The organism is Enterobacter cloacae complex sp. ECL72, assembly GCF_019056635.1.
GTDB lineage: Bacteria > Pseudomonadota > Gammaproteobacteria > Enterobacterales > Enterobacteriaceae > Enterobacter > Enterobacter hormaechei_C.
Map to the genome: position 1 here is coordinate 2,247,707 of NZ_CP077659.1, position 23,077 is coordinate 2,270,783.

At 54.0% G+C, this 23,077-nt stretch carries 22 protein-coding genes, 2 pseudogenes and 1 riboswitch; of the genes and pseudogenes, 11 read left to right on the forward strand and 13 right to left on the reverse strand.

Annotation, left to right across the window (positions count from 1 at the left end; genetic code table 11):
* The first annotated feature begins 31 nt into the window (after positions 1-31).
* The 4 genes from pabB to KTH07_RS10950 all read left to right on the forward strand — a co-directional run bounded on the left by pabB (position 32) and on the right by KTH07_RS10950 (position 5,218).
* Complete coding sequence (gene pabB, locus KTH07_RS10935; protein ID WP_017384323.1) at positions 32-1,366, forward strand: aminodeoxychorismate synthase component 1; 1,335 nt, start codon at positions 32-34, stop codon at positions 1,364-1,366.
* Complete coding sequence (locus KTH07_RS10940; RefSeq protein ID WP_017384324.1) at positions 1,363-1,941, forward strand: CoA pyrophosphatase; 579 nt, start codon at positions 1,363-1,365, stop codon at positions 1,939-1,941. Before pabB ends, KTH07_RS10940 begins: the two co-directional genes overlap by 4 nt.
* A 184-nt stretch (positions 1,942-2,125) precedes the next feature.
* Positions 2,126-3,490 carry an L-serine ammonia-lyase gene (gene sdaA, locus KTH07_RS10945; RefSeq protein WP_063161933.1) on the forward strand — a complete coding sequence of 455 codons (1,365 nt, stop codon included), beginning with the start codon at positions 2,126-2,128 and terminating at the stop codon, positions 3,488-3,490.
* A 129-nt stretch (positions 3,491-3,619) separates the two neighbouring features.
* The gene (locus tag KTH07_RS10950; protein WP_015570305.1) at positions 3,620-5,218 is read left to right on the forward strand and encodes an EAL domain-containing protein; all 1,599 of its coding nucleotides are present in this window, start codon (positions 3,620-3,622) and stop codon (positions 5,216-5,218) included.
* 6 nt (positions 5,219-5,224) lie between these two features.
* Here KTH07_RS10950 and yoaE read toward each other — a convergent pair whose 3' ends face one another.
* Both yoaE and KTH07_RS23610 read right to left on the reverse strand, forming a co-directional pair.
* Positions 5,225-6,784 (reverse strand): CNNM family cation transport protein YoaE, encoded by a 1,560-nt coding sequence (gene yoaE / locus KTH07_RS10955; protein WP_006810992.1) that lies wholly within the window; start codon positions 6,782-6,784, stop codon positions 5,225-5,227.
* The gene (locus tag KTH07_RS23610) at positions 6,772-6,981 is read right to left on the reverse strand and encodes a hypothetical protein (protein WP_077266479.1); all 210 of its coding nucleotides are present in this window, start codon (positions 6,979-6,981) and stop codon (positions 6,772-6,774) included. The genes yoaE and KTH07_RS23610 overlap by 13 nt, the downstream gene beginning before the upstream one ends.
* 265 nt (positions 6,982-7,246) lie before the next feature.
* Here KTH07_RS23610 and manX point away from each other — a divergent pair, with 265 nt between their 5' ends.
* The 5 genes from manX to mntP all read left to right on the forward strand — a co-directional run bounded on the left by manX (position 7,247) and on the right by mntP (position 11,401).
* The gene (manX, locus tag KTH07_RS10960; RefSeq protein ID WP_017384327.1) at positions 7,247-8,209 is read left to right on the forward strand and encodes a PTS mannose transporter subunit IIAB; all 963 of its coding nucleotides are present in this window, start codon (positions 7,247-7,249) and stop codon (positions 8,207-8,209) included.
* 47 nt (positions 8,210-8,256) lie between these two features.
* Entirely contained in the window at positions 8,257-9,057 is an 801-nt protein-coding gene (gene manY / locus KTH07_RS10965) for a PTS mannose transporter subunit IIC (protein WP_003859914.1), read from the forward strand.
* A gap of 12 nt (positions 9,058-9,069) precedes the next feature.
* Positions 9,070-9,921, forward strand: a complete 852-nt coding sequence (locus KTH07_RS10970; RefSeq protein WP_006810994.1) for a PTS mannose transporter subunit IID — start codon at positions 9,070-9,072, stop codon at positions 9,919-9,921.
* Between the two features lie 54 nt (positions 9,922-9,975).
* Complete coding sequence (locus KTH07_RS10975; protein WP_015570303.1) at positions 9,976-10,434, forward strand: DUF986 family protein; 459 nt, start codon at positions 9,976-9,978, stop codon at positions 10,432-10,434.
* Between the two features lie 198 nt (positions 10,435-10,632).
* Positions 10,633-10,833: riboswitch (yybP-ykoY riboswitch) on the forward strand.
* A 1-nt stretch (position 10,834) separates the two neighbouring features.
* Entirely contained in the window at positions 10,835-11,401 is a 567-nt protein-coding gene (mntP, locus tag KTH07_RS10980; protein WP_023296797.1) for a manganese efflux pump MntP, read from the forward strand.
* Here mntP and rlmA read toward each other — a convergent pair.
* From rlmA to mgrB, 6 genes and pseudogenes are all read right to left on the reverse strand, one after another.
* Positions 11,398-12,213 (reverse strand): annotated as a pseudogene (rlmA, locus tag KTH07_RS10985) (23S rRNA (guanine(745)-N(1))-methyltransferase). The gene mntP and the pseudogene rlmA sit on opposite strands and share 4 nt — an antisense overlap.
* 39 nt (positions 12,214-12,252) lie before the next feature.
* Positions 12,253-13,998, reverse strand: a complete 1,746-nt coding sequence (gene ftsI / locus KTH07_RS10990) for a peptidoglycan glycosyltransferase FtsI (protein WP_023303887.1) — start codon at positions 13,996-13,998, stop codon at positions 12,253-12,255.
* Positions 13,999-14,214: 216 nt separating this feature from the next.
* Positions 14,215-14,424, reverse strand: a complete 210-nt coding sequence (gene cspE, locus KTH07_RS10995; protein WP_001062678.1) for a transcription antiterminator/RNA stability regulator CspE — start codon at positions 14,422-14,424, stop codon at positions 14,215-14,217.
* Positions 14,425-14,436: 12 nt separating this feature from the next.
* Positions 14,437-14,581 (reverse strand): annotated as a pseudogene (locus KTH07_RS11000) (DUF2627 domain-containing protein).
* 669 nt (positions 14,582-15,250) lie between these two features.
* Positions 15,251-15,538: a YebO family protein gene (locus KTH07_RS11005; RefSeq protein WP_017693259.1), complete on the reverse strand. Its 288-nt coding sequence runs from the start codon at positions 15,536-15,538 to the stop codon at positions 15,251-15,253.
* 74 nt (positions 15,539-15,612) lie between these two features.
* Positions 15,613-15,756, reverse strand: a complete 144-nt coding sequence (mgrB, locus tag KTH07_RS11010) for a PhoP/PhoQ regulator MgrB (protein WP_003859906.1) — start codon at positions 15,754-15,756, stop codon at positions 15,613-15,615.
* 160 nt (positions 15,757-15,916) lie between these two features.
* Between mgrB and KTH07_RS11015 the strand changes: the two genes are divergently transcribed.
* Entirely contained in the window at positions 15,917-16,156 is a 240-nt protein-coding gene (locus KTH07_RS11015; protein ID WP_017384332.1) for a YobH family protein, read from the forward strand.
* Positions 16,157-16,219: 63 nt separating this feature from the next.
* On the opposite strand, the gene kdgR is transcribed toward KTH07_RS11015, so the two are convergent.
* Positions 16,220-17,011 carry a DNA-binding transcriptional regulator KdgR gene (gene kdgR, locus KTH07_RS11020; protein ID WP_015570299.1) on the reverse strand — a complete coding sequence of 264 codons (792 nt, stop codon included), beginning with the start codon at positions 17,009-17,011 and terminating at the stop codon, positions 16,220-16,222.
* A gap of 178 nt (positions 17,012-17,189) precedes the next feature.
* On the opposite strand from kdgR, the gene KTH07_RS11025 reads away from it, so the two are divergent.
* Entirely contained in the window at positions 17,190-18,563 is a 1,374-nt protein-coding gene (locus KTH07_RS11025) for an MFS transporter (RefSeq protein WP_023303889.1), read from the forward strand.
* 51 nt (positions 18,564-18,614) lie between these two features.
* On the opposite strand, the gene htpX is transcribed toward KTH07_RS11025, so the two are convergent.
* The 4 genes from htpX to KTH07_RS11045 form a co-directional block, all read right to left on the reverse strand.
* Entirely contained in the window at positions 18,615-19,496 is an 882-nt protein-coding gene (gene htpX, locus KTH07_RS11030; protein ID WP_015570297.1) for a protease HtpX, read from the reverse strand.
* A gap of 193 nt (positions 19,497-19,689) precedes the next feature.
* Positions 19,690-21,738, reverse strand: a complete 2,049-nt coding sequence (prc, locus tag KTH07_RS11035; RefSeq protein WP_015570296.1) for a carboxy terminal-processing peptidase — start codon at positions 21,736-21,738, stop codon at positions 19,690-19,692.
* A 19-nt stretch (positions 21,739-21,757) separates the two neighbouring features.
* On the reverse strand, positions 21,758-22,444 hold the full coding sequence (proQ, locus tag KTH07_RS11040) for an RNA chaperone ProQ (protein ID WP_003859895.1): 687 nt from the start codon (positions 22,442-22,444) through the stop codon (positions 21,758-21,760).
* A 96-nt stretch (positions 22,445-22,540) separates the two neighbouring features.
* Positions 22,541-23,038: a GAF domain-containing protein gene (locus KTH07_RS11045; protein ID WP_006811006.1), complete on the reverse strand. Its 498-nt coding sequence runs from the start codon at positions 23,036-23,038 to the stop codon at positions 22,541-22,543.
* Positions 23,039-23,077 lie beyond the last annotated feature (39 nt).

Consider the following 23,077-nt stretch of genomic DNA (forward strand, 5'->3'; position numbering starts at 1 on the left):
TTATTTCACGCTGCCCGGTAGTATGCCATACATGAACATGCGCTTCCCCACTGTTATGACCTTGCCCTGGCGTGCAGACGCCGCCGAGTTCTGGTTTGCCCGTCTGAGCCACCTTCCTTTTGCCATGCTGCTGCACTCAGGGCATGCGGATCACCCCTACAGCCGCTTTGATATTCTGGTGGCCGACCCGGTTAAAACGCTGACGACCGATGCGCTGTCGCCAACGGACGATCCGCTGATGCGGCTTCAGAACGAGATCCATGCTCTGGGCTTATCTGCCACACCGGATCCGGATCTGCCTTTCCAGGGGGGCGCGCTGGGCCTGTTTGGTTACGATCTGGGTCGCCGTTTCGAAAAGCTGCCCGAGCATGCGCAGGCGGATATTTCCCTGCCGGATATGGCGGTGGGGCTCTATGACTGGGCGCTGATCGTGGATCACCGTAAGCAGACGGTTTCTCTGCTAAGCCACCGGGACGTGCAGGCGCGTCTGGCCTGGCTTGAGGCGCAACGGCCCGCCGCCCCGGAACGCTTTATGCTAACCTCCGGCTGGCGCTCGAACATGAGCGCGGAGGAATACGCGGAAAAATTCTCCCGCGTGCAGGCGTATCTTCACAGCGGCGACTGTTATCAGGTCAACCTCGCCCAGCGTTTCCAGGCGGCATACGAGGGAGACGAATGGCAGGCGTTTACCCGCCTCAATGCCAGCAATAAGGCCCCGTTCAGTGCATTTTTACGCCTTGAACACGGCGCCATCCTCAGCCTTTCGCCTGAGCGTTTTATTCACCTGGCTGACGGTATGATTCAGACCCGCCCGATAAAGGGCACCCTGCCGCGCCTTGCCGATGCCGACGCCGACCGTCAGCAGGCGGAGACGCTGGCGGCCTCGCCGAAAGATCGCGCTGAAAACCTGATGATTGTCGATCTGATGCGCAATGATATTGGCCGCGTCGCCGAGCCGGGCAGCGTGCGCGTGCCGGAGCTGTTCGTCGTGGAGCCATTCCCGGCGGTGCATCATCTGGTCAGCACCATCACCGCACGTCTGCCGGCCTCGCGAACCGCCTGCGATCTGCTCCGCGCCGCGTTTCCGGGCGGCTCCATTACCGGCGCGCCGAAGGTCCGGGCGATGGAGATCATCGACGAACTGGAACCGCATCGCCGCAACGCCTGGTGCGGCAGCATCGGCTATGTGAGTCTGTGCGGCACCATGGATACTAGCATCACTATTCGCACCCTGACGGCCTGCGACGGTAACCTGTACTGTTCCGCAGGCGGTGGCATTGTGGCCGACAGCCAGGCGGAGGCGGAATATCAGGAAACCTTTGATAAAGTGAATCGTATCCTGAAACAACTGGAGAACTCACGGTGAAGAAAGACAACCTGACGCTGGATGATTTTCTGTCGCGCTTTCAGCTTCTGCGGCCCCAGGTTAACCGCGCCACGCTGAATCAACGTCAGGCGGCGGTGCTGATCCCGGTCGTGCGTCGTGAGCAGCCGGGTCTGTTGCTTACCCAGCGCTCACCGCATATGCGAAAACACGCCGGTCAGGTTGCGTTCCCGGGCGGCGCGGTGGACAGCACCGATGCATCCCTGATTGCCGCCGCACTGCGCGAAGCGCATGAGGAAGTGGCGATCCCCCCGGAGGCGGTCGAGGTGATCGGCGTGCTGCCGCCAGTGGACAGCGTAACCGGTTTTCAGGTCACGCCGGTCGTTGGCATTATTCCGCCCGATCTTCAGTATCACGCCAGCGTCGATGAAGTTTCAGCGGTATTCGAAATGCCGCTGGAAGAGGCCCTTCGTCTGGGTCGCTATCACCCGCTGGATATTCACCGCCGCGGACACGATCATCGGGTCTGGCTGTCGTGGTATCAGCATTATTTTGTCTGGGGCATGACGGCAGGCATCATTCGTGAGCTGGCCCTGCAAATCGGCCTGAAGCCTTGACTATACTTTACATTCCACCCTTTTCTGGCAGGTTTGCGATCGGCGTCGCGCTATTAGCAAAACCATCGTTAACCATTAGTTTAATTCATGTGAATAGTTAAGCCGAGGTTGGTGTTCCCTCTTACACTATGCGCAGTTATAACATCGTTACTGGAACCCCAGTAACCCTGTCAGGAGTGTGAAAGTGATTAGTATATTCGACATGTTCAAAGTGGGGATTGGTCCATCTTCTTCCCACACTGTAGGGCCGATGAAGGCCGGTAAACAGTTCGTCGATGATCTGGTCGAAGAAGGATTACTGGAAAGCGTTACTCGTGTCGCCGTAGACGTTTACGGTTCACTGTCATTAACGGGTAAAGGCCACCACACCGATATCGCCATTATTATGGGTCTGGCGGGCAATATGCCGGACACAGTTGATATTGATGCCATTCCGGCATTTATCCGCGACGTGGAAACGCGCGGTCGTTTGCTGCTGGCTAACGGCCAGCACGAAGTGGACTTCCCGCAGGATGACGGGATGCGTTTTCGTAGCGACAACCTGCCGCTGCATGAAAACGGCATGACCATCCACGCCTGGAGTGGCGAAAAAGAGATCTACAGCAAAACTTACTACTCCATAGGCGGCGGCTTTATCGTTGACGAAGAACACTTTGGTAAAGAGAGCGCGGGCGACGTCAATGTGCCCTATCCGTTTAAATCGGCCACCGAGATGCTGGGCTACTGCAAAGAGACCGGTCTGTCCCTGTCAGGCATGGTGATGCAGAACGAACTGGCGCTGCACAGTAAGAAAGAGATCGAAGACTATTTTGCTAACGTGTGGCAAACCATGCGCGCCTGTATTGACCGCGGGATGAACACCGAAGGCGTTCTGCCTGGGCCACTGCGCGTACCGCGTCGTGCCTCTGCGCTGCGCCGCATGCTGGTCACTACCGACAAGTTCTCCAATGACCCAATGAACGTGGTCGACTGGGTGAACATGTTTGCTCTGGCGGTGAACGAAGAGAACGCCGCAGGGGGCCGCGTGGTGACCGCGCCAACCAACGGCGCGTGCGGTATCGTTCCGGCGGTGCTGGCCTATTACGATCACTTTATTGAGCCCGTGACGCCGGACATCTACATCCGTTATTTCCTCGCGGCAGGCGCTATCGGCGCGCTGTACAAGATGAATGCGTCCATCTCCGGCGCTGAAGTGGGCTGTCAGGGTGAAGTGGGCGTGGCCTGCTCCATGGCGGCAGCGGGTCTGGCGGAACTGCTGGGCGCAAGCCCTGAGCAGGTGTGCGTGGCGGCGGAAATCGGCATGGAGCACAACCTCGGCTTGACCTGTGACCCGGTTGCCGGTCAGGTGCAGGTGCCGTGCATTGAGCGTAACGCCATCGCCTCCGTCAAAGCGATCAACGCCTCGCGTATGGCGATGCGCCGTACCAGCGAGCCACGCGTGTCGCTGGATAAGGTTATTGAAACCATGTACGAAACCGGCAAGGACATGAACGCGAAGTACCGTGAGACCTCGCGCGGCGGTCTGGCCATTAAGGTGCAGTGCGACTAAGCCTTCCTTTCGCCCATCTGCAACGGATGGGCGAATTTTCCCCTCTCGTCTCGTCGCTTCACGTATTCCCCACTACACTGTCACTGTTGCGTCTGGCTTTTCCGGCCGGTGCTTAACAGGCGACCGTTCATGCAAACTGCACAAACGATCATTAAAGACTATCGCCGAAAACGCGTTATCGTCTGTGTCACGGTTGCGCTCGTTACGCTCGTCCTGACGCTGGGTATTCGCTTTATTTCACAGCGCAACATAAATCAGGATCGGATCCACGACTTTACCCACCACACCGTGCGTGCGCTTGATAAGGTGCTTCTTTCGTTAGAGGCCCAGCGGGAAACGCTACTTTCACTGGTTGGCATACCCTGTTCCGAAGCAAATCTGATCCTGCGAAAACAGGCGGCGATCCTCCAGACCGTACGCTCCATCGCCCTCATTCAAGACGGAATACTGTATTGCTCAAGCGTCTTTGGCAGCCGTAATGTGCCCGTCAGTGAGTTTGTGCCGGAGCTGCCGGTCAGTGAATCCAGGCTGTTGCTGCTGACCGATCGGTGGCTGGTAAAAGGCAGCCCGGTACTGATTCAGTGGTCTCCCCTCGCGAGCGACGGCAACGACGGGGTGATGGAGGTGGTGAATATCGATCTCATCACTAAAATGATTCTCGAGCCGCAGCGGCCGCAGATCACCGACGTTGTCCTGAGAGTAGGAGATAACTTCCTCCGCGACGGGCAACAGGTGACGACTACGCCGACCTTCGATGAAAACGCCTCCCTGCTGGAACAATCGTCACAGCATTACCCTTTCAGCGTCACGGTGAGTGGCCCCGGGCCTGGCGAAATGGCGTTAAAAAATCTGCCCACCCAGCTGCCGCTGGCGTTAATGCTCAGCTTACTGATGGGCTATATCGCCTGGCTCGCCACCGCGCGGCGCATCAGTTTCACCTGGGAAATCAATATGGGAATTGCGGCCAGGGAGTTTGAGCTCTTCTGCCAGCCGCTGGTGAATGCCCGCACCCGGGAATGCGTCGGCGTCGAGATCCTCCTGCGCTGGAACAACCCGCGTCAGGGATGGATTTCGCCCGATGTCTTTATCCCTCTGGCCGAAGAACATAACCTGATTGTTCCGCTTACCCGCTACGTCATCAGCGAAACGGTGCGGCAGATAGGCTATTTCCCGGCCTCGCGCGATTTCCATATCGGCATTAACGTGGCCGCCAGCCATTTTCGCCGCGCTGCGCTGATCCAGGATCTCAACCGCATCTGGTTTAACGCCAGCCCTGTTCAACAGTTGATCGTGGAGTTAACCGAACGCGATGCGTTGCTGGATGTGGATTACCGCATCGTGCGGGAGCTGCACCGCAAAGGGGTGAAACTTGCGATTGATGACTTTGGTACCGGCAACAGCTCACTTTCATGGCTAGAAAAACTGCATCCGGATGTGCTGAAAATTGATAAATCCTTCACCACCGCGATCGGCACCGACGCCGTGAACTCAACGGTAACGGATATTATTATTGCGCTGGGTCAGCGGCTGAATATTGAACTGGTTGCGGAAGGGGTGGAAACCGAGGAGCAGTCACGCTACCTGCGCCGTCACAGCGTACATATTTTGCAGGGGTACTTGTATGCGCGGCCAATGCCGCTGCGCGAGTTTCCGAAATGGCTGGCGGAAAGTCACTCTCCGCCAGCCCGCCACAACGGACACATCGTGCCCTTACTGCCGTTACGCTAGATAGCGTTACTCTTCTTCGTCGTGTGCAGAGTGCTCTTTAACAATACGCACCATATCAACGCGATAGTCGTTGGCTTCGACGATAGTAATTTGCAGCGGCGGCAGCTCCAGCACATCACCAATACGCGGGATCTGCCCGTTAACGGCAATCACCAGCCCCGCGACGGTGGCAATGTCTTCATCATCATTGACCACGTTTTCGACGCCCAGCGTGTGCGAGAGCGCGTGCAGGTCGGTGGTGCCTTTCACCAGCCAGCCGTCACCGTCGGCAACGATTTCCGGGGTTTCATCCGCATCAGGGAATTCACCGGCAATGGCTTCCAGCACGTCCAGCGGCGTCACCAGGCCCTGTACCACACCAAATTCATTGGTGACGATAACAAAGCTCCCGCGGGCACGACGCAATACGCCCAGCAGGTTGATCGGATCCAGCGTCTCCGGTACTACGATGGCGGGCGACGCGGCCGCTACGGCCTCGACGTTAACGCCCTCTTCCAGCGCCACCAGCATCTCTTTCGCGCGTACGACACCGATGATCTCATCCAGCTCACCCCGGCAGACCGGGAACAGACTGTGTGGCGAGGAGAGCAGCTGCTGACGAATTTCGTCGACGCTCAGGTTGGCGTCCACCCAGCTGATCTCACCGCGCGGCGTCATAATGCCGCGCAGGGAGCGGGAAGCCAGCGAAAGCACGCCGTTGATCATGTAGCGTTCTTCTTCCACAAACGCGCCTTCCGGCACCGGAACCGGGTTACGGTTCTCGTTATCAGCCTGCACGTTGACCTGACGACGTCCACCCATCAGTCGCAGAATCGCATCTGCGGTACGGGCTCGCAGCGGCTGATTCGACTGCTGCTTAATAAAGTTACGGCGCGCAATCTGGTTAAACAGCTCGATCAGAATCGAGAAGCCAATCGCGGCGTACAGGTAGCCTTTCGGAATATGGAAGCCAAACCCTTCTGCCACCAGGCTCAGACCAATCATCAGCAGGAAGCTCAGACACAGCACAACGACCGTCGGATGCTGGTTGACGAAACGCGTCAGCGGTTTTGACGCCAGCAGCATTACCGCCATCGCAATCACCACCGCCGCCATCATCACCGGCAGATGGTTCACCATGCCGACTGCCGTAATCACCGCATCCAGAGAGAAGACCGCATCAAGCACCACAATCTGGAGAACAACCACCCAGAAGCTGGCGTAACCCTTACCGTGGCCATCATCGTGCTGCCGGTTCTCCAGCCGTTCATGCAGCTCTGTTGTGGCTTTGAACAGCAGGAACAGGCCCCCCACCAGCATGATTAAATCGCGGCCGGAGAAGGTGAAATCCATGACGGTGAACAGCGGCTTCGTCAGGGTAACCATCCACGAGATCACAGACAGCAAGCCCAGACGCATGATCAGCGCCAGCGAGAGGCCGATCAGACGGGCTTTATCACGCTGTTTCGGCGGGAGCTTATCCGCGAGGATGGCGATAAACACCAGGTTATCAATACCGAGAACGATCTCCAGCACGACCAGCGTAAGCAAGCCTACCCAGATTGACGGGTCCATTAAGAATTCCATGACACGCTCCTGCTAAAGGAATGACAAAACGGTGCCCCGCTAATTTCGGGCATTTCAAAAGGAATGAGAGTCGATGCGTGGCGAAGATCGCCGATGAATAAGGCGCGGAGTGGCCTGGAAGATGACTGACGTCGGTGACGGTCCATATAGTGGGCTGTAGCCCTATACTCCTGAATAATTAAACGGACGCTAAACATATCAGAGACAATTGGTTTTTAGCAAAGATTTACGTTCCTTTGCAAACTTCTGTAACACACGCGGATTAACTTAAAGAAAAATCTGTAAGGCTTAGCTAAATTACGGATCTTCATCACATAAATTATTTTTTCACTATCTAAAATAATTCGCGGAAGTCTTAGTTTTTTGAACTCTAACCCTTATCTGAATCGATTCGGTTCGCCAATACGATTCTCAGTACGCCTGCCTGGCAGACGTATACATGATAATAAAAGGAGGTAGCAAGTGACCATTGCTATTGTCATAGGCACACATGGTTGGGCTGCGGAGCAGTTACTCAAAACGGCAGAAATGCTGTTGGGCGAGCAGGAAAACGTCGGCTGGATCGATTTCGTTCCCGGTGAAAATGCCGAGACGCTGATTGAAAAATACACTGCTCAGCTTGAGAAGCTGGATACCAGCAAAGGCGTGCTGTTTCTCGTGGATACATGGGGCGGCAGCCCGTTCAACGCTGCCAGCCGCATTGTCGTCGATAAAGAGCATTATGAAGTCGTCGCCGGGGTGAATATCCCGATGTTGGTGGAAACCTTCATGGCGCGTGACGACAACCCAGGTTTTGATGAACTGGTGGCACTGGCGGTGGAAACCGGTCGCGAAGGCGTGAAGGCGCTGAAAGCGCAGCCGGTTGAAAAACCGGCCCCTGCCCCTGCTGCACCAAGGGCGGCAGCACCGGCGAAGCCAATGGGTCCGAACGATTACATGGTTATCGGCCTTGCGCGTATTGATGACCGTCTGATCCACGGCCAGGTGGCAACACGCTGGACCAAAGAGACCAACGTACAACGCATCATCGTGGTCAGTGACGAAGTGGCCGCCGACACTGTCCGTAAAACCCTTCTTACCCAGGTTGCACCGCCGGGCGTCACCGCGCACGTCGTGGATGTCGCCAAAATGATCCGCGTTTACAACAACCCGAAATATGCGGGTGAGCGCGTGATGCTTCTCTTCACCAACCCGACAGACGTCGAACGCATTGTTGAAGGCGGCGTGAAAATCACCTCCGTTAACATTGGCGGTATGGCATTCCGTCAGGGCAAAACGCAGGTCAACAACGCGATTTCAGTGGATGCGAAAGATATCGAGGCCTTCAACAAACTGAATGCACGCGGTATCGAACTGGAAGCCCGTAAGGTTTCCACGGACCAGAAACTGAAAATGATGGATTTGATCGGCAAAGTGGGGAAATAAGCCCGGGCCGGTTTTTCATATAGAGCTTATGTAATAGGAGAAGTGCAATGGAGATTACTACTCTTCAGATTGTGCTGGTGTTCATCGTCGCATGTATTGCGGGTATGGAGTCCGTACTTGATGAATTTCAGTTCCACCGCCCTCTGGTGGCCTGTACGTTGATTGGCGCCGTTCTCGGTGACATGAAAACCGGTATCATCATCGGTGGTACTTTGGAAATGATCGCCCTCGGCTGGATGAACATCGGTGCGGCAGTTGCGCCAGATGCCGCGCTGGCGTCCATTATTTCAACCGTTCTGGTTATCGCTGGTCATCAGAGTATTGGTGCCGGTATCGCGCTGGCCATCCCGCTGGCCGCAGCGGGTCAGGTGCTGACCATTATCGTCCGTACTATTACCGTTGCCTTCCAGCACGCGGCGGATAAGGCGGCCGAAAACGGCAACCTCACCGCGCTCTCCTGGATCCACGTTTCTTCCCTGTTCCTGCAAGCGATGCGTATCGCAATCCCTGCGGTTATCGTGGCGATTTCTGTCGGTACCAGCGAAGTTCAGGGCATGCTGAATGCGATCCCTGAAGTGGTTACCAGCGGTCTGAATATCGCCGGGGGTATGATCGTGGTGGTCGGTTATGCGATGGTCATCAACATGATGCGCGCAGGCTACCTGATGCCATTCTTCTACCTTGGCTTCGTTACCGCTGCGTTCACCAACTTCAACCTGGTTGCGCTGGGTGTGATTGGTGCGGTGATGGCGATTCTTTATATCCAGCTCAGCCCGAAATACAACCGTGTCGCGGGTGCCCCTGCGCAGGCTGCTGGTAACAACGATCTCGATAACGAACTGGACTAACAGGTGAGCGAAATGGTTGATATGACAAAAACTACCACTGAGAAAAAACTCACTCCGGGTGATATTCGTGGCGTGTTCATCCGTTCTAACCTGTTTCAGGGTTCATGGAACTTCGAACGTATGCAGGCGCTCGGCTTCTGCTTCTCCATGGTGCCGGCCATCAAACGCCTGTATCCGGAAAACAACGAAGCACGCCGTCAGGCAATTAAGCGTCACCTGGAATTCTTCAACACCCATCCTTATGTTGCGGCGCCTGTTCTGGGCGTGACGCTGGCAATGGAAGAGCAGCGTGCGAACGGGGCTGAGATCGACGATGGTGCCATCAACGGTATCAAAGTTGGTCTGATGGGGCCGCTGGCAGGCGTGGGCGACCCGATCTTCTGGGGTACCGTGCGTCCGGTCTTTGCGGCGCTGGGCGCCGGGATCGCCATGAGCGGCAGCCTGCTCGGTCCTCTGCTGTTCTTCATCCTGTTCAACGCGGTGCGTCTGCTGACCCGTTACTACGGCGTGGCGTACGGTTATCGTAAAGGGGTGGATATCGTTAAGGATATGGGCGGCGGCTTCCTGCAAAAACTGACTGAGGGGGCGTCAATCCTCGGCCTGTTTGTAATGGGGGCGCTGGTTAACAAGTGGACGCACGTGAACATCCCGCTGGTGGTATCGACGATCACTGGTCAGGATGGTCAGACGCGCGTTACCACCGTGCAGACGATTCTGGACCAGCTGATGCCGGGCCTGGTACCGCTGCTGCTAACCTTCGCCTGTATGTGGCTGCTGCGTAAGAAAGTGAACCCGCTGTGGATCATCGTTGGCTTCTTCGTCATCGGTATCGCGGGCTACGCCGTCGGCCTGCTGGGTCTGTAATAAAATGCGTTACCGACCGGGGGCTTGCCCCCGGTCTTTTTATCTGGAGGATGAATGACTGTCACGGACACCGTACTGGTTTTATTTATTGTTGCCCTTCTGGCTTACGCGATCTATGACGAGTTCATTATGCCTCGCCGCCACGGCGAGACGCTGCTGACCCTTCCCCTCTTACGCCGTGGACGCATTGATGCGTTTATCTTCGCCGGTCTGGTAGTCATCCTGATTTACAATAATGTGACCAGCCACGGCGCAATATTAACCACATGGTTATTATGTGCGCTGGCATTAATGGCGATTTACCTGTTCTGGATCCGCTCGCCAAAACTCATTTTTAAAAAACACGGATTCTTCTTCGCTAATGTCTGGATAGAATATAACCGTATTAAAGAGATGAATTTATCCGAAGACGGGGTTCTGGTGATGCAATTAGAACAACGCCGCCTGCTCATCCGGGTCAAAAATATTGATGACCTGGAAAAGATCTACAAATTACTCGTTAAAACTCAATGAGTTAATATTATAGCATCGGCTATATATTGCATTATTCTTAAACCAGCAATATAGCCGGTGCTATATCTCCTCTGTTAATTGCCTTATATTTGTTAACGATATTTTCACGCATAAATCTAAATGAAAATCGTTATCAATATAGTGGCTATATAAAGCCATCTTCGTTGTTGTTTTATATTCTCAAAATATGTTAAGGTTGCGCCCGTCGTTGGGGAGTAGCCGATTTCCTGCCTGCGGGAAATGTACGTGTCAACATACTCGTTGAAAAACGTGGCGCGTACGGATCGTTTTCAGCACACTGACTGTGCCAAAAGCGATCAGGCGAGACCATAGATACATCAACTGCTGTTTACTGGGGGCAGTGATGTGTCATATGGATATCCCCGGTCTGGACGCTCTTATGAATATCTCCGCTACGATCCTTCTGGCTTTTGGCATGTCCATGGACGCATTTGCCGCCTCTATTGGTAAAGGTGCCACCCTCCATAAACCTAAATTTTCCGACGCCCTGCGTACCGGTCTCATCTTTGGTGCTATCGAAACGCTGACGCCGCTTATCGGCTGGGGTCTGGGGATGCTCGCCAGCCAGTTCGTGCTGGAGTGGAATCACTGGATTGCTTTCGTGCTGCTGGTGTTCCTCGGCGGACGCATGGTGATTGAAGGCTTTCGTGGTAACGGCGATGAAGATGATGCGCCGCTGCAACGCCACGGCTTCTGGCTTCTGGTGACAACCGCCATCGCAACCAGCCTGGATGCAATGGCCGTGGGTGTCGGTCTGGCGTTTTTGCAGGTCAATATTATCGCCACCGCGCTGGCGATTGGCTGCGCCACGCTGATCATGTCAACGCTGGGGATGATGGTGGGTCGGTTCATTGGCCCGCTGTTAGGCAAACGAGCCGAAATTCTGGGCGGTATCGTGTTGATCGGGATTGGTGCCCAAATCCTTTGGGCACACTTCGCGGGTTAACCTTCGCGCTGCCAGCAATGAATGCTGAAATCCGTCTGGCAGCGAAATTCTGTCTGCGCTGCCAGCGTTTCCCACACCTCTGGTTTTGCCCGCCATGCAAACGGCGTCATTTGCAGTAACGCCACCGCTTCACTTCCCTGCAACGTCATTTCATACGCTACCGACTACGCCTGCTTTAACGCAAAGCCCGCCAGCTGTTCAGAGTGCGGCGCATGCAGGTGAACTTCATCATAGATCAGCCCTTTTAGCTCCAGCAGATGACGCGGCCCTGGCGTGACGGTAATAACCCAGCCGCCGGGCTTAACGACGCGCGCCAGCTCCTCTGCCTTGCACGGCGCATAGATACGCACCACGGCGTCCATACTCGCTTCCTCAAACGGCAGGCGGTGGCTGGAGGCCACGCAGAACGTTACCGCTGAATAGCGTTTGGCTGCCGCACGGATAGCCACTTTCGACACGTCCAGCCCGAAAGTTTCGGCACCCTTCTCAGCCGCCACGTCAGCAAACGTGGCGGTGTAGTAACCTTCGCCGCAGCCGATATCCAGCATGGCGGATGCGCCTTCTGTCAGATATTGACGGAGTAAGGCGACAACGGCATCCCTGAGCGGTTGATAGTGCCCGGCATCGAGAAACGCCCGGCGCGCCTGCATCATCTCCGCACTGTCACCCGGGTCCCGGGAGCGCTTATGTTGTACCGGCAGAAGATTTACATAGCCCTCTTTCGCCCGGTCAAACTGATGTCCCTGTGGACAGATAAACGTTTTCTCCGCGCGCGTCAGCGGCGCGTGGCAAAGGGGACAACTGAAAGACATGACAGCTCCAGGGCGTAAACCAAAAGGCGAAGTGTACCGCTATTCGCCAGGGTTATAAACGGCTGGGTGACGCATCACGATCAGATGGTCAGAATCTGCCGGCAGCCCGTCTGGCTTCACGTTTTCCAGGCGCAGGACGTTACCCATAATTTCGCTGAACACGGGCGCAGAAACGGCCCCGCCATAGTAGGCACCGTTTTGCGGATCGTTGATCACCACCACCAGCGCGAAACGGGGATCGCTGGCAGGCGCAACGCCTGCGGTATAGGCGACGTATTTATCCACATACTTACCATGTTCATCGATTTTTTTGGCCGTCCCGGTTTTTATCGCCACGCGATAGTTACGCACCGCCGCTTTGACCCCGCCACCGCCGGGTAACGCAACGCTCTCCATCATATGTTCCACCTCGTGAACAATTTCCTCGGGCATCACCCGCTTGCCAATCACCGGCGGGTCAATACGGGTGATGGACAGAGGCCGTTCAATGCCGTAGCTGCCGATGGTGGCATACACATGCGCCAGCTGGAGGGGGGTTACCATCAGGCCATACCCAAAGGCAAAGGTCGCCCGATCTAACTGACTCCAGAATTTTCGCTGCGGCAGTAAACCTGCGCTTTCTCCCGTTAAACCAAGCCCGGTACTCTCGCCAAAACCAAAGTTTTTATAGGTATCCAGTAACCGTTGCACGGGCATCGCCAGCGAAAGACGGGATACGCCTGTGTCGCTGGATTTTTGCAAAATCCCGGTCATCGTCAGCTCGGGGTAGTAGCCCACATCACGAATACGATGACCATCAATGGTGTAGGGATGCGTATCTATCACGCTGTCAGGCTGTACCAGCCCCTGCTGTAGCGCCGTCATCAGCACCAGAGGCTTAACGGTCGAGCCAGGTTCAAAGGTGTCGCTGATCGCGCGATTGCGAAAATCATCCAGCGTTGCCCCTTCCCGGTTGTTGGGATTGAAGTCGGGGAAGCTCGCCATCGCCAGAATTTCGCCCGTCCGGATATTAATCAGCACCGACGCGCCTGACTCGGCTTTGTTCCACGCCACGGCATTATCCAGCGCGTCTTCGGTGATAGTTTGCAGGCGTTCATCGATACTAAGCTGGATATTATGTGCAGGTACGGGAGCCACCTCCGTAAGGTTCTCCACCACATGTCCGTAGCGATCTTTCCTGACCAGCCGCACGCCTGCCTTCCCGGTAAGCTGCGTGTTAAAGCTTTTCTCGACGCCCTCAATGCCCTGACCATCAATATTGGTGAAGCCAATCAGGTTCGCCGCCACGTGCCCGGCAGGATAAAAGCGGCGGGACTCATCGCGAAGGTTGATACCGGGGAGACGCAGCTTATCGATCCACTTTGCCTGGGCGGGATCAACCTGACGGGCCAGGTAAATAAATCGCCCGTGCGGGTTACTGTTAATTCGCGATGCGAGCGTGCTCAGAGAAAGGTGTAAGGCATTTGCCAGGGCCTGCCAGCGCGAGTCAAAACCGATCCCCCCTTTTTGCAGCACTGTTTTGGGATCGGCCCAGACGGCCTGGACGGGTACGCTCACCGCAAGGGGTCGCCCTTCACGGTCAACAATCATCCCACGCGGGGCGTCTATCGCCACTTCGCGCAGGGAGCGCATATCCTCCTGCTTCACCAGATTATCCGGTTTGATAATTTGTAGCCACGCTACGCGGCCCAGCAGAAACGCAAGGCTACAAAAGATGGCGAGACACAGAAGTGCAAAACGTGCCGGAGTAAAATTTCCGGTGGTGGTTATTGTCTTTTTTTTCACCTTAACCCCAGGGCTGTTAATCAACGCCCTGATTTAACGAGAAAAGCGGATAATAAGGCGGGAAAACAATGCTAATAATCTCGCGGGTTTGCAACAAGATAATAACAGAGGAGGATTACGTAATATTTTGAAAAATAAGCGAATAAAAAAGCCCCGCATCGGCGAGGCTTATGTCTGAGATCGAAGCGCTGAGCGCTTCAGTCAGCAGTGATTCGATCAGATAGCAGTTACGTTAACCGCAGCTGGGCCTTTCTGGCCATCCTGAATTTCGAACTCAACGTTCTGGCCTTCAGCCAGAGTTTTGAAGCCGTTACCCTGGATTGCAGAGAAGTGTACGAACACGTCTTTGCTGCCGTCAGCAGGAGTAATGAAACCAAAACCTTTAGACTCGTTGAACCACTTAACTTGACCTTTAATCTTTGCCATTTGCAAAATTCCTTAGAGTGTTTTCTTAGCCCGCGGGCTTTGACATAGATAAAACTGAGACATTACTGCTTGAGGCACTAATATAAGGTTCGGCAGAGAAGCGGTATTCAACGACAACGTGTTTACTCAGGACTTCTTTACTGAAAATGCCACACATAAACAGAACTGTACCTCGTTTGACCCAAAACGTGTTATCACACACAACGTTTAATATGGCAAGCCATTTTTAAACGTGTCTCGATCCGCCGCACAAATTCAGACGTTACTCCATAACAATCTGCACAGTTATGCGAATTGTCAAATGAAGCGCCACCTGACCTCACTGCCCGCAGGGTGCGTTGACGCGCCCTGTAATCAAAGACTTTTTAAACATAGCTCAATCATTTCAAAGCGTCCATCCCAATCCCAGAGTTTCTTTAAAAGAATGACTGAGTTAGAACATTTTGTGAAAAGTTATGCTGAAAACATTGCAACGCACCAACATGTGTCAGGGAATATACGATGTTAATTACATTTTGCTAACTGTATTAAAAACCACCATTTAATAAGTGTTATTCTGCACCAAAATAATGAAATTTTTATGACTCTGCCTCAAAACAAGGCAAGCAAAACGTTTCGATAAAAATAAAACACTTCAGGAAAGATAAAGCACACTATTTATTCAACGAAACTGAATTTGTTAAATAAGGATAAATATTCGCCAGTTTTCAGTGTGCTAAAACATGAGTTAACTGCTGCTTAATTAAATGCCGGGAAGTTGTGGGATGCATTTGATAAGGGAGGGGATTTACGCCGTACGTCAGGCCACCTCCCCGCTCCGGGCAGACTATCGCTCAGCTACCAGGCGAATGAAGTCTTCCTCGTCTTGTTGTTGAGCAACAGCGTCCTTCGGTACCGCTTTCTCCTCCGGCTCGTTGGCTTCGCACAAACGACGCAGCAGCGCAGTCTGCCGTTTCTGCTGATCGAGCAATGCTTCCAGCAGCTCAATCTGCTCATTTGTGCGGGAGCTGGCGCGGTTAACGAAAAACCACAGCACCAGCCCAACGACCAGCACCACCAAAGACATTACCAGGGATGCGATGCTCAGCAGCCCCGAATTCAGTAACTCACCCATTTCACCACCTCAGTAAAAACCGCCATTTTACCACTGCCGCCGCGTAAGGACATCACTCAGCGTAAAAATGGTCTCTACCAGGGGATAAACTTATTGATTGAACAAATGCCGCTAAAGAACTGTACATCCTGATCGCACATCACATTGATAGTCTGCGTCCACAGCACCACGCATGCTATCAACACTATAATCAGAATTACCCAGCGTATTTTTTTCACTCCACACTCCGTCTTATGACCTGATACAGCCAGGTTATCACGGTTATCTTAAACAGGGGCTAACTGTACCTTCAACAGACGCTTTTCGGAATCGTGCACTTGTTTCACTGCGTAAAGCCGTTACGCTTACTCTATGACAACAAAGAAAAAAGAGGCAACGATGCGTTTACTTATTCGTACAGTAATTGTACTGGCTATTGTCTGGATCGGCCTGTTATTAAGTGGGTACGGCGTATTAATGGGGAGCAAAGAAAATGCCGCGGGTCTGGGTATCCAGTGTAAATATCTTACCGCCCAGGGGATAAGCACGGCTCAGTACATCCATTCCGACAGCGGGATCATCGGGTTAACCAACTGTCCTGTGCTGCGTAAATCATCTGTTGTGGTTGATAACGGTTAATCCGCGTTGAATTTCGCTTACAGAAACGCCGCAAAAGTGCGGCGTTTCTATTGGTGGCGTCGATCAGAACGGATAATCGTTATAGCCCATCTGCTCTGAAATTTTGCGCGCTGCGGTATGCAGAATCGCCACATATTCATGAAGACGCTCTTCAGAGAAACGCAGCGTTGGGAACGAAATGCTCAGGCCCGCAATGACAACGCCGAAGCGGTCAAACACCGGCACACCGATGCAACGCAGCCCCTCTTCCTGCTCTTCGTTATCTTCCCCGTAACCCTGCTCACGCACTTTATCCAGCACGCTCAGCAGTTCTTCCGTACTGGTAATCGTGCGGTCGGTGCTGCGTTTGTATTCCACCCCGTCAAGGATTTGCTTCACCTCTTCGCGATCGCGCCAGGCCAGCAGTACTTTACCAATTGCGGTGCTGTACAGCGGGTTACGACGACCGATGCGTGAATACATGCGCAGGTTGTACATGGAGTCAATTTTGTGGATGTAAACAATACTGTCTTCATCCAGCGCACCGAGGTGAATTGTCTCTTTCGTCAGTCGTGAAAGTTCACGCATCTGAATGTCAGCGCTGCGGATCAGATCCACGTTCTGCAAGGCGCGGGCGCCCAGTTCAAACAGTTTCAGGGTCAGAGAATATTTTTCTGATTCTCCTTCCTGCGCGACATAACCCAATGATTTCATCGTCTGCAAAAAGCGATAAACGGTGCTTTTCGACATCATCACACGCTGCGACAACTCTGTAATACCAATTTCACGCTCTTCTCCGAGCGCCTGCAAGATGCCAAACACCTTCAGCACGGAAGAAACAGAATCTGGCTGCTTATCCAAATCTGCGATTGCCATTTATCACCTCATGGAGAGTGTTTTATAAAAATCAGAACCGGTTTTTATTATAAATTCGTGTGATGCGTGCTGCAATCTATCTGGGTTTACTTCGTTACAAATCTGCGACATAAAACCGAAATAACGATGCTAAAATAGTTACTCTGAAAATAATTTCACGCTGAGTCATTCTTTTCCCATGCAAAAAAACGTTTCTGATGGCCTGCCCTTACCGCAGCGGTACGGGGCAATTGCCACTATTGTCATCGGTATTTCGATGGCTGTCCTTGACGGTGCGATTGCCAACGTGGCTCTTCCTACCATTGCCAAAGACCTGAATGCTTCGCCGGCCAGCTCCATCTGGATTGTCAACGCGTACCAGATAGCGATTGTGATTTCCCTTTTGTCACTCTCTTTCCTGGGCGATATGTTTGGTTATCGCCGGGTGTACCAGTGCGGGCTGGTGGTCTTTACCCTCACCTCGCTCTTCTGTGCCCTTTCAGATTCACTGCACACCCTTACGCTGGCGCGTATCGCACAGGGCTTTGGCGGTGCGGCGCTAATGAGCGTGAACACGGCCCTGATACGGCTTATCTACCCTCACCGCCACCTGGGGCGCGGGATGGGCATTAACTCCTTTATTGTGGCCGTGTCGTCCGCCGCCGGGCCGACGATTGCCGCCGCCATCCTGTCCGTTGCCTCGTGGCAGTGGCTGTTTGCCATTAACGTGCCGCTGGGCATTGTGGCGATCTTCTTCGCCCTGCGCTATCTTCCGGAAAATGGTCCGAAAAACACCATGCCACGTTTCGATCTGCCCAGCGCTGTGATGAACGCGCTGACCTTTGGCCTGCTGATTACCGCGCTGAGCGGATTTGCGCAGGGACAGTCTCTGTCGCTCATTACCACAGAAATCGTTGCCATGCTTATCATCGGCTTTTTCTTTGTACGACGTCAGCTGGCGCTGCCCGTGCCGTTACTGCCGGTGGATTTGCTGCGTATTCCGCTGTTTTCGCTATCCATTTGTACCTCCATTTGCTCGTTCTGCGCCCAGATGCTGGCGCTGGTTGCGCTGCCGTTCTTTTTGCAGAGCGTGATTGGCCGTTCGGAAGTGGAGACAGGCTTGCTGCTCACGCCCTGGCCTCTGGCAACCATGGTGATGGCCCCGCTGGCCGGTTACCTTATTGAGCGCGTCCATGCCGGGCTTCTGGGGGCGATTGGACTGGTTGTCATGGCGGTGGGGCTGTTTGCGCTGGCGCTCCTGCCCGCCTCGCCGGGGGATCTGGATATTATCTGGCGCATGATCCTGTGCGGGGCCGGTTTTGGTCTGTTCCAGTCCCCTAATAACCACACGATTATCACCTCTGCCCCACGTCATCGCAGCGGTGGCGCCAGCGGGATGCTGGGCACGGCAAGACTGTTAGGGCAAAGCACCGGGGCCGCACTGGTGGCGTTGATGTTTAACCTTGCCGGGCAGAATGCGACACACGTTGCGCTGATTACCGCAGGGACCCTGGCGACCCTCGCGGCTGTCATTAGCGGCCTTCGCGTCACCCAGCCAAAGGCGCAGGCATAAAAAAACCGGGCGGAGAATGGCTCCAGCCCGGTTCTTTTCAACCCGATTACGTTACTTCAGGTATTCGCCGCTACGCAGCGCTTCAATACGTTTATCCAGCGGCGGGTGAGACATAAACAGCTCGCTCAGCGACTTTGATTTGCCGTTGATGCAGAAGGCCATCATGCTGTTTGCTTCCTGCGGCTCGTAGCTGGTTTTAAGACGTTGCAGCGCAGCAATCATCTTTTCACGACCCACCAGTTTCGCGGAACCGGCATCCGCGTGGAACTCACGATGACGGGAGAACCACATGGTAATGATGCTTGCCAGGATACCGAACACCAGCTCCAGCACCATTGAAACAGCAAAATAGATCAGCGGGTTGCCGTTGCTCTCTTCACCCTCATCACGGTTGCCACCCATAAACCCGGCAGCAATCTGTGCCAGAATACGAGAAATAAAGATAACGAAGGTGTTCACCACACCCTGGATCAGGGTCATGGTGACCATATCGCCATTGGCGATATGGCTGATCTCGTGAGCAATAACCGCTTCCGCTTCGTCACGGCTCATGTTTTGCAGCAGGCCGGTACTGACGGCCACCAGGGACGCGTCACGACGCGCACCGGTAGCAAACGCGTTAATATCCGGCGCGTGGTAGATGGCTACCTGCGGCATGGCAATGCCCGCCTGCTTTGACTGCTGAGCAACCGTGCTCATCAGCCACTGCTCCATATCGTTACGCGGTTGCTCAATAACTTCACCGCCCACGGATTTCAGTGCCATCCACCTGGACATCAGCAGTGAAATGAAAGAGCCACCGAAACCAAACAGCAGCGCCATAATCAACAGACCCTGAACGCTGCTCGACTGAATTCCCGTCAGGCTTAGCACCAGCCCGAATACCACCATCACCGCCAGGTTGGTGAGCAGGAAGAGCGCGATTCGCATCATAATATTCTTTTAACCTCAGTTTAACAAAACGCACTATGCGATTACCCACATCGTATGGGTATTACGGCTATTTTCAAGCATCCAGACGGCGTAAGTCACCAGAAAGACACAACTTTACACAATTGGAAATCTGCCTGACGGAAGGAGGAGGTACATAAAGAAACAGGCACAATTTCTTGTGCCTGTTGGGGGATTATTTTGTCGGAGCAGGTTGCAGGGCAGGTTTCTCTTTTTCCAGCTTCGCGAGATCAAGCGCGATATGCACCGTCTCGTCCAGATACGGATCGGGCTCCTGGTAATCCTTAGGCAGATCGTCCAGTTTTTTGAGCAGAGGCTTGCCTTCACGTTTGAAGCGATCGTTGATACGCGCCAGACGTGTCGCGTCATCTTCATTGTTCTCTTTCTCACGCTGGGCGTAGTTCAGAGACACAATGTTCCGTTTCGCTTTCAAAGCGTTGAAACGCGCGATGTCCTTCATGATGTACTGGAATTCCGGATCCTTCCCGATGCGATCGTTGTGATTTTTCAGCAGTTCCGGTCCGAACTGTTTCATATCACCTGATTTCACGAATGTCGCGGCATCAATGCTATCCCACGGCAGCGCGTTATCTTCAAACTTCTCGCCCGTTTCCGTCTCTTCGGTACCTGTCGGCATCATGATATCCGGCGTCACGCCTTTGCGCTGCGTACTGCCGCCGTTGACGCGGTAAAACTTCTGAATGGTGTACTGTACTGAGCCCAGCGCAGGCCACTCAGGGCGCAGCATCTGGTCGTAAATACGGTTCAGAGAGCGGTACTGCTGAACGGTGCCCTTGCCAAACGTCGGTTCGCCGACGATTAATGCCCGGCCGTAATCCTGCATGGCAGCAGCGAAGATTTCCGATGCAGAGGCGCTGAAGCGATCGACAAGCACCACCAGCGGACCCTTATAGTAGACCACACCATCGGTATCGGCATCTTCACGCACTTTACCGTTGTTATCGCGCACCTGTACCACCGGGCCAGACGGGATAAACAGCCCGGAAAGCGAGACGGCCTCGGTCAATGCCCCGCCGCCGTTGCTGCGCAGGTCAATGATCACGCTGCTGACATTCTGCTTTTCAAGCTTCTGGAGCTGCACTTTCACATCATCGGTCAGGCCGACGTAGAAACCTGGGATATCCAGAACGCCAACCTTCTCTTTACCTACGGTTTTCACCGACATTTTCACCGCGCGATCTTCCAGACGGATACGCTCACGGGTGAGAGTAACGATACGGGTTTTAGTCCCCTTACCGGCTGGCAGGATCTCCAGGCGAACTTTGCTGCCCTTCGGCCCTTTGATCAGCGCAACAACATCATCAAGACGCCAGCCAATCACGTCCACCATGCTCTTTCCGGTTTGACCCACACCGACAATACGGTCGCCTACGCTGATCGCTTTGCTTTTCGACGCAGGGCCACCGGCCACCATGGAGTTGATTACGGTGTAGTCATCGTCCATCTGAAGCACAGCACCGATACCTTCCAGAGACAGGCTCATTTCGGTATTGAACTGTTCGGTGTTACGTGGAGAGAGATAATTAGTGTGCGGATCAATTTCATGCGCAAACGCGGTCATCGCCAGCGAGAAAACATCTTCACTGTTGGTCTGCGCCAGACGACGAATAGCGAATTTGTATCGACGATTTAACGTCTCACGGATCTCTTTCTCGTCTTTGCCTGTAAGCTTGAGGCTCAGTTCGTCATATTTGACTTTTCCGTCCCACAGCGCATTCAGTTCAGCCTCGTCTTTCGGCCATGGCGCTTTGCTGCGGTCCAGATTAAAGGTGTCGTTGCCGGTGAAGTCCATCGGACGTTCCAGCACTTTCAGCGCGTATTGATAACGCTCAAAACGGCGCTTTTGCGATAAGTTGTACAGATCGTAGAACAGATCGAGCTTTCCGGAGCGCAGCTCATCACCCACTTCGGATTTGCGTTTAGCGAACTGTTCGACATCGCTGGCCAGCAGTACGTTATGGCTGTAATCCAGCAAGTTCAGATAACGGTCAAAGATTTTGGCCGAAAAGGCCTGATCGAGATCGAACTGACGATAGTGCGAACGAGTAAAGCGCGACGTCACGCGCTCACTCACCGTCGCGTGCTGAGTCTCTTCCTTGAGAACCGGAATTTGATCAACACGCGTAATATCGTCCACAGCGAAAGCATGGCCTGTTATAGCAAACAGGCCAGCCAGCGCGGTGAGCTTAAAAAAAGTGTTCATGCCAGGCTCGGCCTCCGTTTCAGAACAACAAGTGTTCTGCGCGTACAATCATTGACATACCAGAAGTCAGCTGTACACGAACGCCATCTTTGGTGATTTCCAGTACGGTGGCGTCCATCGCGTTGTTACCCGCTTTCACCTTCAGAGACTGACCTACGCTCAGCGCATTGATGTCAGAAACTGGGGTGTGACGCGGCTCTTCGCGCGGCGCACGTGGGGCTTTAGCTGCGGGTTTGTCAGCACGCGGTTTGCGATCGTTATTTTCAGTACGACGCGGTGCCGGGCGCGGTTTACGCTCGCGACGAGGGGCGTCTTCCTGACCGTTTGCCGCTGCGGCTTCGCGTTTTTTCGCCTGCTGTTCCGCACGCTGTGCCTGCACGCGAGCTTTGGCTTCTTCAAGCTGCTTACGCGCATGTTCTACGTGCTGCTCGTCCAGCTCACCGCACGGGTTGCCGTCAAGGTCGACACGGGTCGCACCCGGCTTGATACCGTACAGGTAACGCCAGCTCGAGGTATAAAGGCGCAAGGCAGAACGAAGCTGCGTTTTGCTGAGGTTCATCTCCCCCTCAACGCGCGCGACCAGATCCTGAAAGATACCGACTTTCAGAGGACGCGCTTCACCTTCAGCGCTGAAGCACTGCGGGAAACGCTCGGCCAGAAATGCGATAACTTCTTTACTGCTATTCAACTTAGGTTGATTTTCCATGAAATTTCCTGATTACAACGGACGTTGCCAACAAGCGCAGGCATGAACAGGCGACATTATAATGACGCTATCAGTAAATGCTACGTTATCCGTTGATTATCCTGCGACGCTCGCAAAGAATTTATGATAATCGGTCTCTGCCAGAACATTTTCCAGGTTTGCGGCCAGCGCGCGCAGCCCCTGCTCATCCTCGGCAGTAAAGCGGCTGAAGACCGTGCTGTCGATATCCAGAACGCCAATAATCTGATTTTTAACCACCAGCGGCAGTACGATTTCAGAATTGCTGCTGGCATCGCAGGCAATGTGGCCGTCAAACGCATGAACATCTTCGACACGCTGAACCTGACGGGTCGCCACTGCGGTACCGCACACGCCACGACCTACCGGGATGCGTACGCAGGCGAGTTTACCCTGGAAAGGCCCCAGCACCAGCGTGTCACCTTCCAGCAGATAAAAGCCCGCCCAGTTCACGTCAGAAAGGCGTTCGAACAGTAACGCACTGGTATTTGCCAGAGTGGCTAAGAAACTGGTTTCCCCTGCCATTAATGCCTTAAAATCGCGATTCAGATCCGCGTAGAATTCTGTTTTGTTCATTATTCAATCACTTAGTTATCTTACATAGTTACCGCATAG

Excerpts from the sequence above, each read along its gene's own strand:
- pabB (WP_017384323.1), top strand. The coding sequence starts at position 32 with ATGAACATGCGCTTCCCCACTGTTATGACCTTGCCCTGGCGTGCAGAC.
- KTH07_RS10950 (WP_015570305.1), top strand. The coding sequence starts at position 3,620 with ATGCAAACTGCACAAACGATCATTAAAGACTATCGCCGAAAACGCGTT.
- yoaE (WP_006810992.1), bottom strand. The coding sequence starts at position 6,784 with ATGGAATTCTTAATGGACCCGTCAATCTGGGTAGGCTTGCTTACGCTG.
- KTH07_RS23610 (WP_077266479.1), bottom strand. The coding sequence starts at position 6,981 with ATGTTTAGCGTCCGTTTAATTATTCAGGAGTATAGGGCTACAGCCCAC.
- manY (WP_003859914.1), top strand. The coding sequence starts at position 8,257 with ATGGAGATTACTACTCTTCAGATTGTGCTGGTGTTCATCGTCGCATGT.
- KTH07_RS10970 (WP_006810994.1), top strand. The coding sequence starts at position 9,070 with ATGGTTGATATGACAAAAACTACCACTGAGAAAAAACTCACTCCGGGT.
- KTH07_RS10975 (WP_015570303.1), top strand. The coding sequence starts at position 9,976 with ATGACTGTCACGGACACCGTACTGGTTTTATTTATTGTTGCCCTTCTG.
- mntP (WP_023296797.1), top strand. The coding sequence starts at position 10,835 with ATGAATATCTCCGCTACGATCCTTCTGGCTTTTGGCATGTCCATGGAC.
- cspE (WP_001062678.1), bottom strand. The coding sequence starts at position 14,424 with ATGGCAAAGATTAAAGGTCAAGTTAAGTGGTTCAACGAGTCTAAAGGT.
- KTH07_RS11005 (WP_017693259.1), bottom strand. The coding sequence starts at position 15,538 with ATGGGTGAGTTACTGAATTCGGGGCTGCTGAGCATCGCATCCCTGGTA.
- KTH07_RS11015 (WP_017384332.1), top strand. The coding sequence starts at position 15,917 with ATGCGTTTACTTATTCGTACAGTAATTGTACTGGCTATTGTCTGGATC.
- kdgR (WP_015570299.1), bottom strand. The coding sequence starts at position 17,011 with ATGGCAATCGCAGATTTGGATAAGCAGCCAGATTCTGTTTCTTCCGTG.
- KTH07_RS11025 (WP_023303889.1), top strand. The coding sequence starts at position 17,190 with ATGCAAAAAAACGTTTCTGATGGCCTGCCCTTACCGCAGCGGTACGGG.
- htpX (WP_015570297.1), bottom strand. The coding sequence starts at position 19,496 with ATGATGCGAATCGCGCTCTTCCTGCTCACCAACCTGGCGGTGATGGTG.
- prc (WP_015570296.1), bottom strand. The coding sequence starts at position 21,738 with ATGAACACTTTTTTTAAGCTCACCGCGCTGGCTGGCCTGTTTGCTATA.
- proQ (WP_003859895.1), bottom strand. The coding sequence starts at position 22,444 with ATGGAAAATCAACCTAAGTTGAATAGCAGTAAAGAAGTTATCGCATTT.
- KTH07_RS11045 (WP_006811006.1), bottom strand. The coding sequence starts at position 23,038 with ATGAACAAAACAGAATTCTACGCGGATCTGAATCGCGATTTTAAGGCA.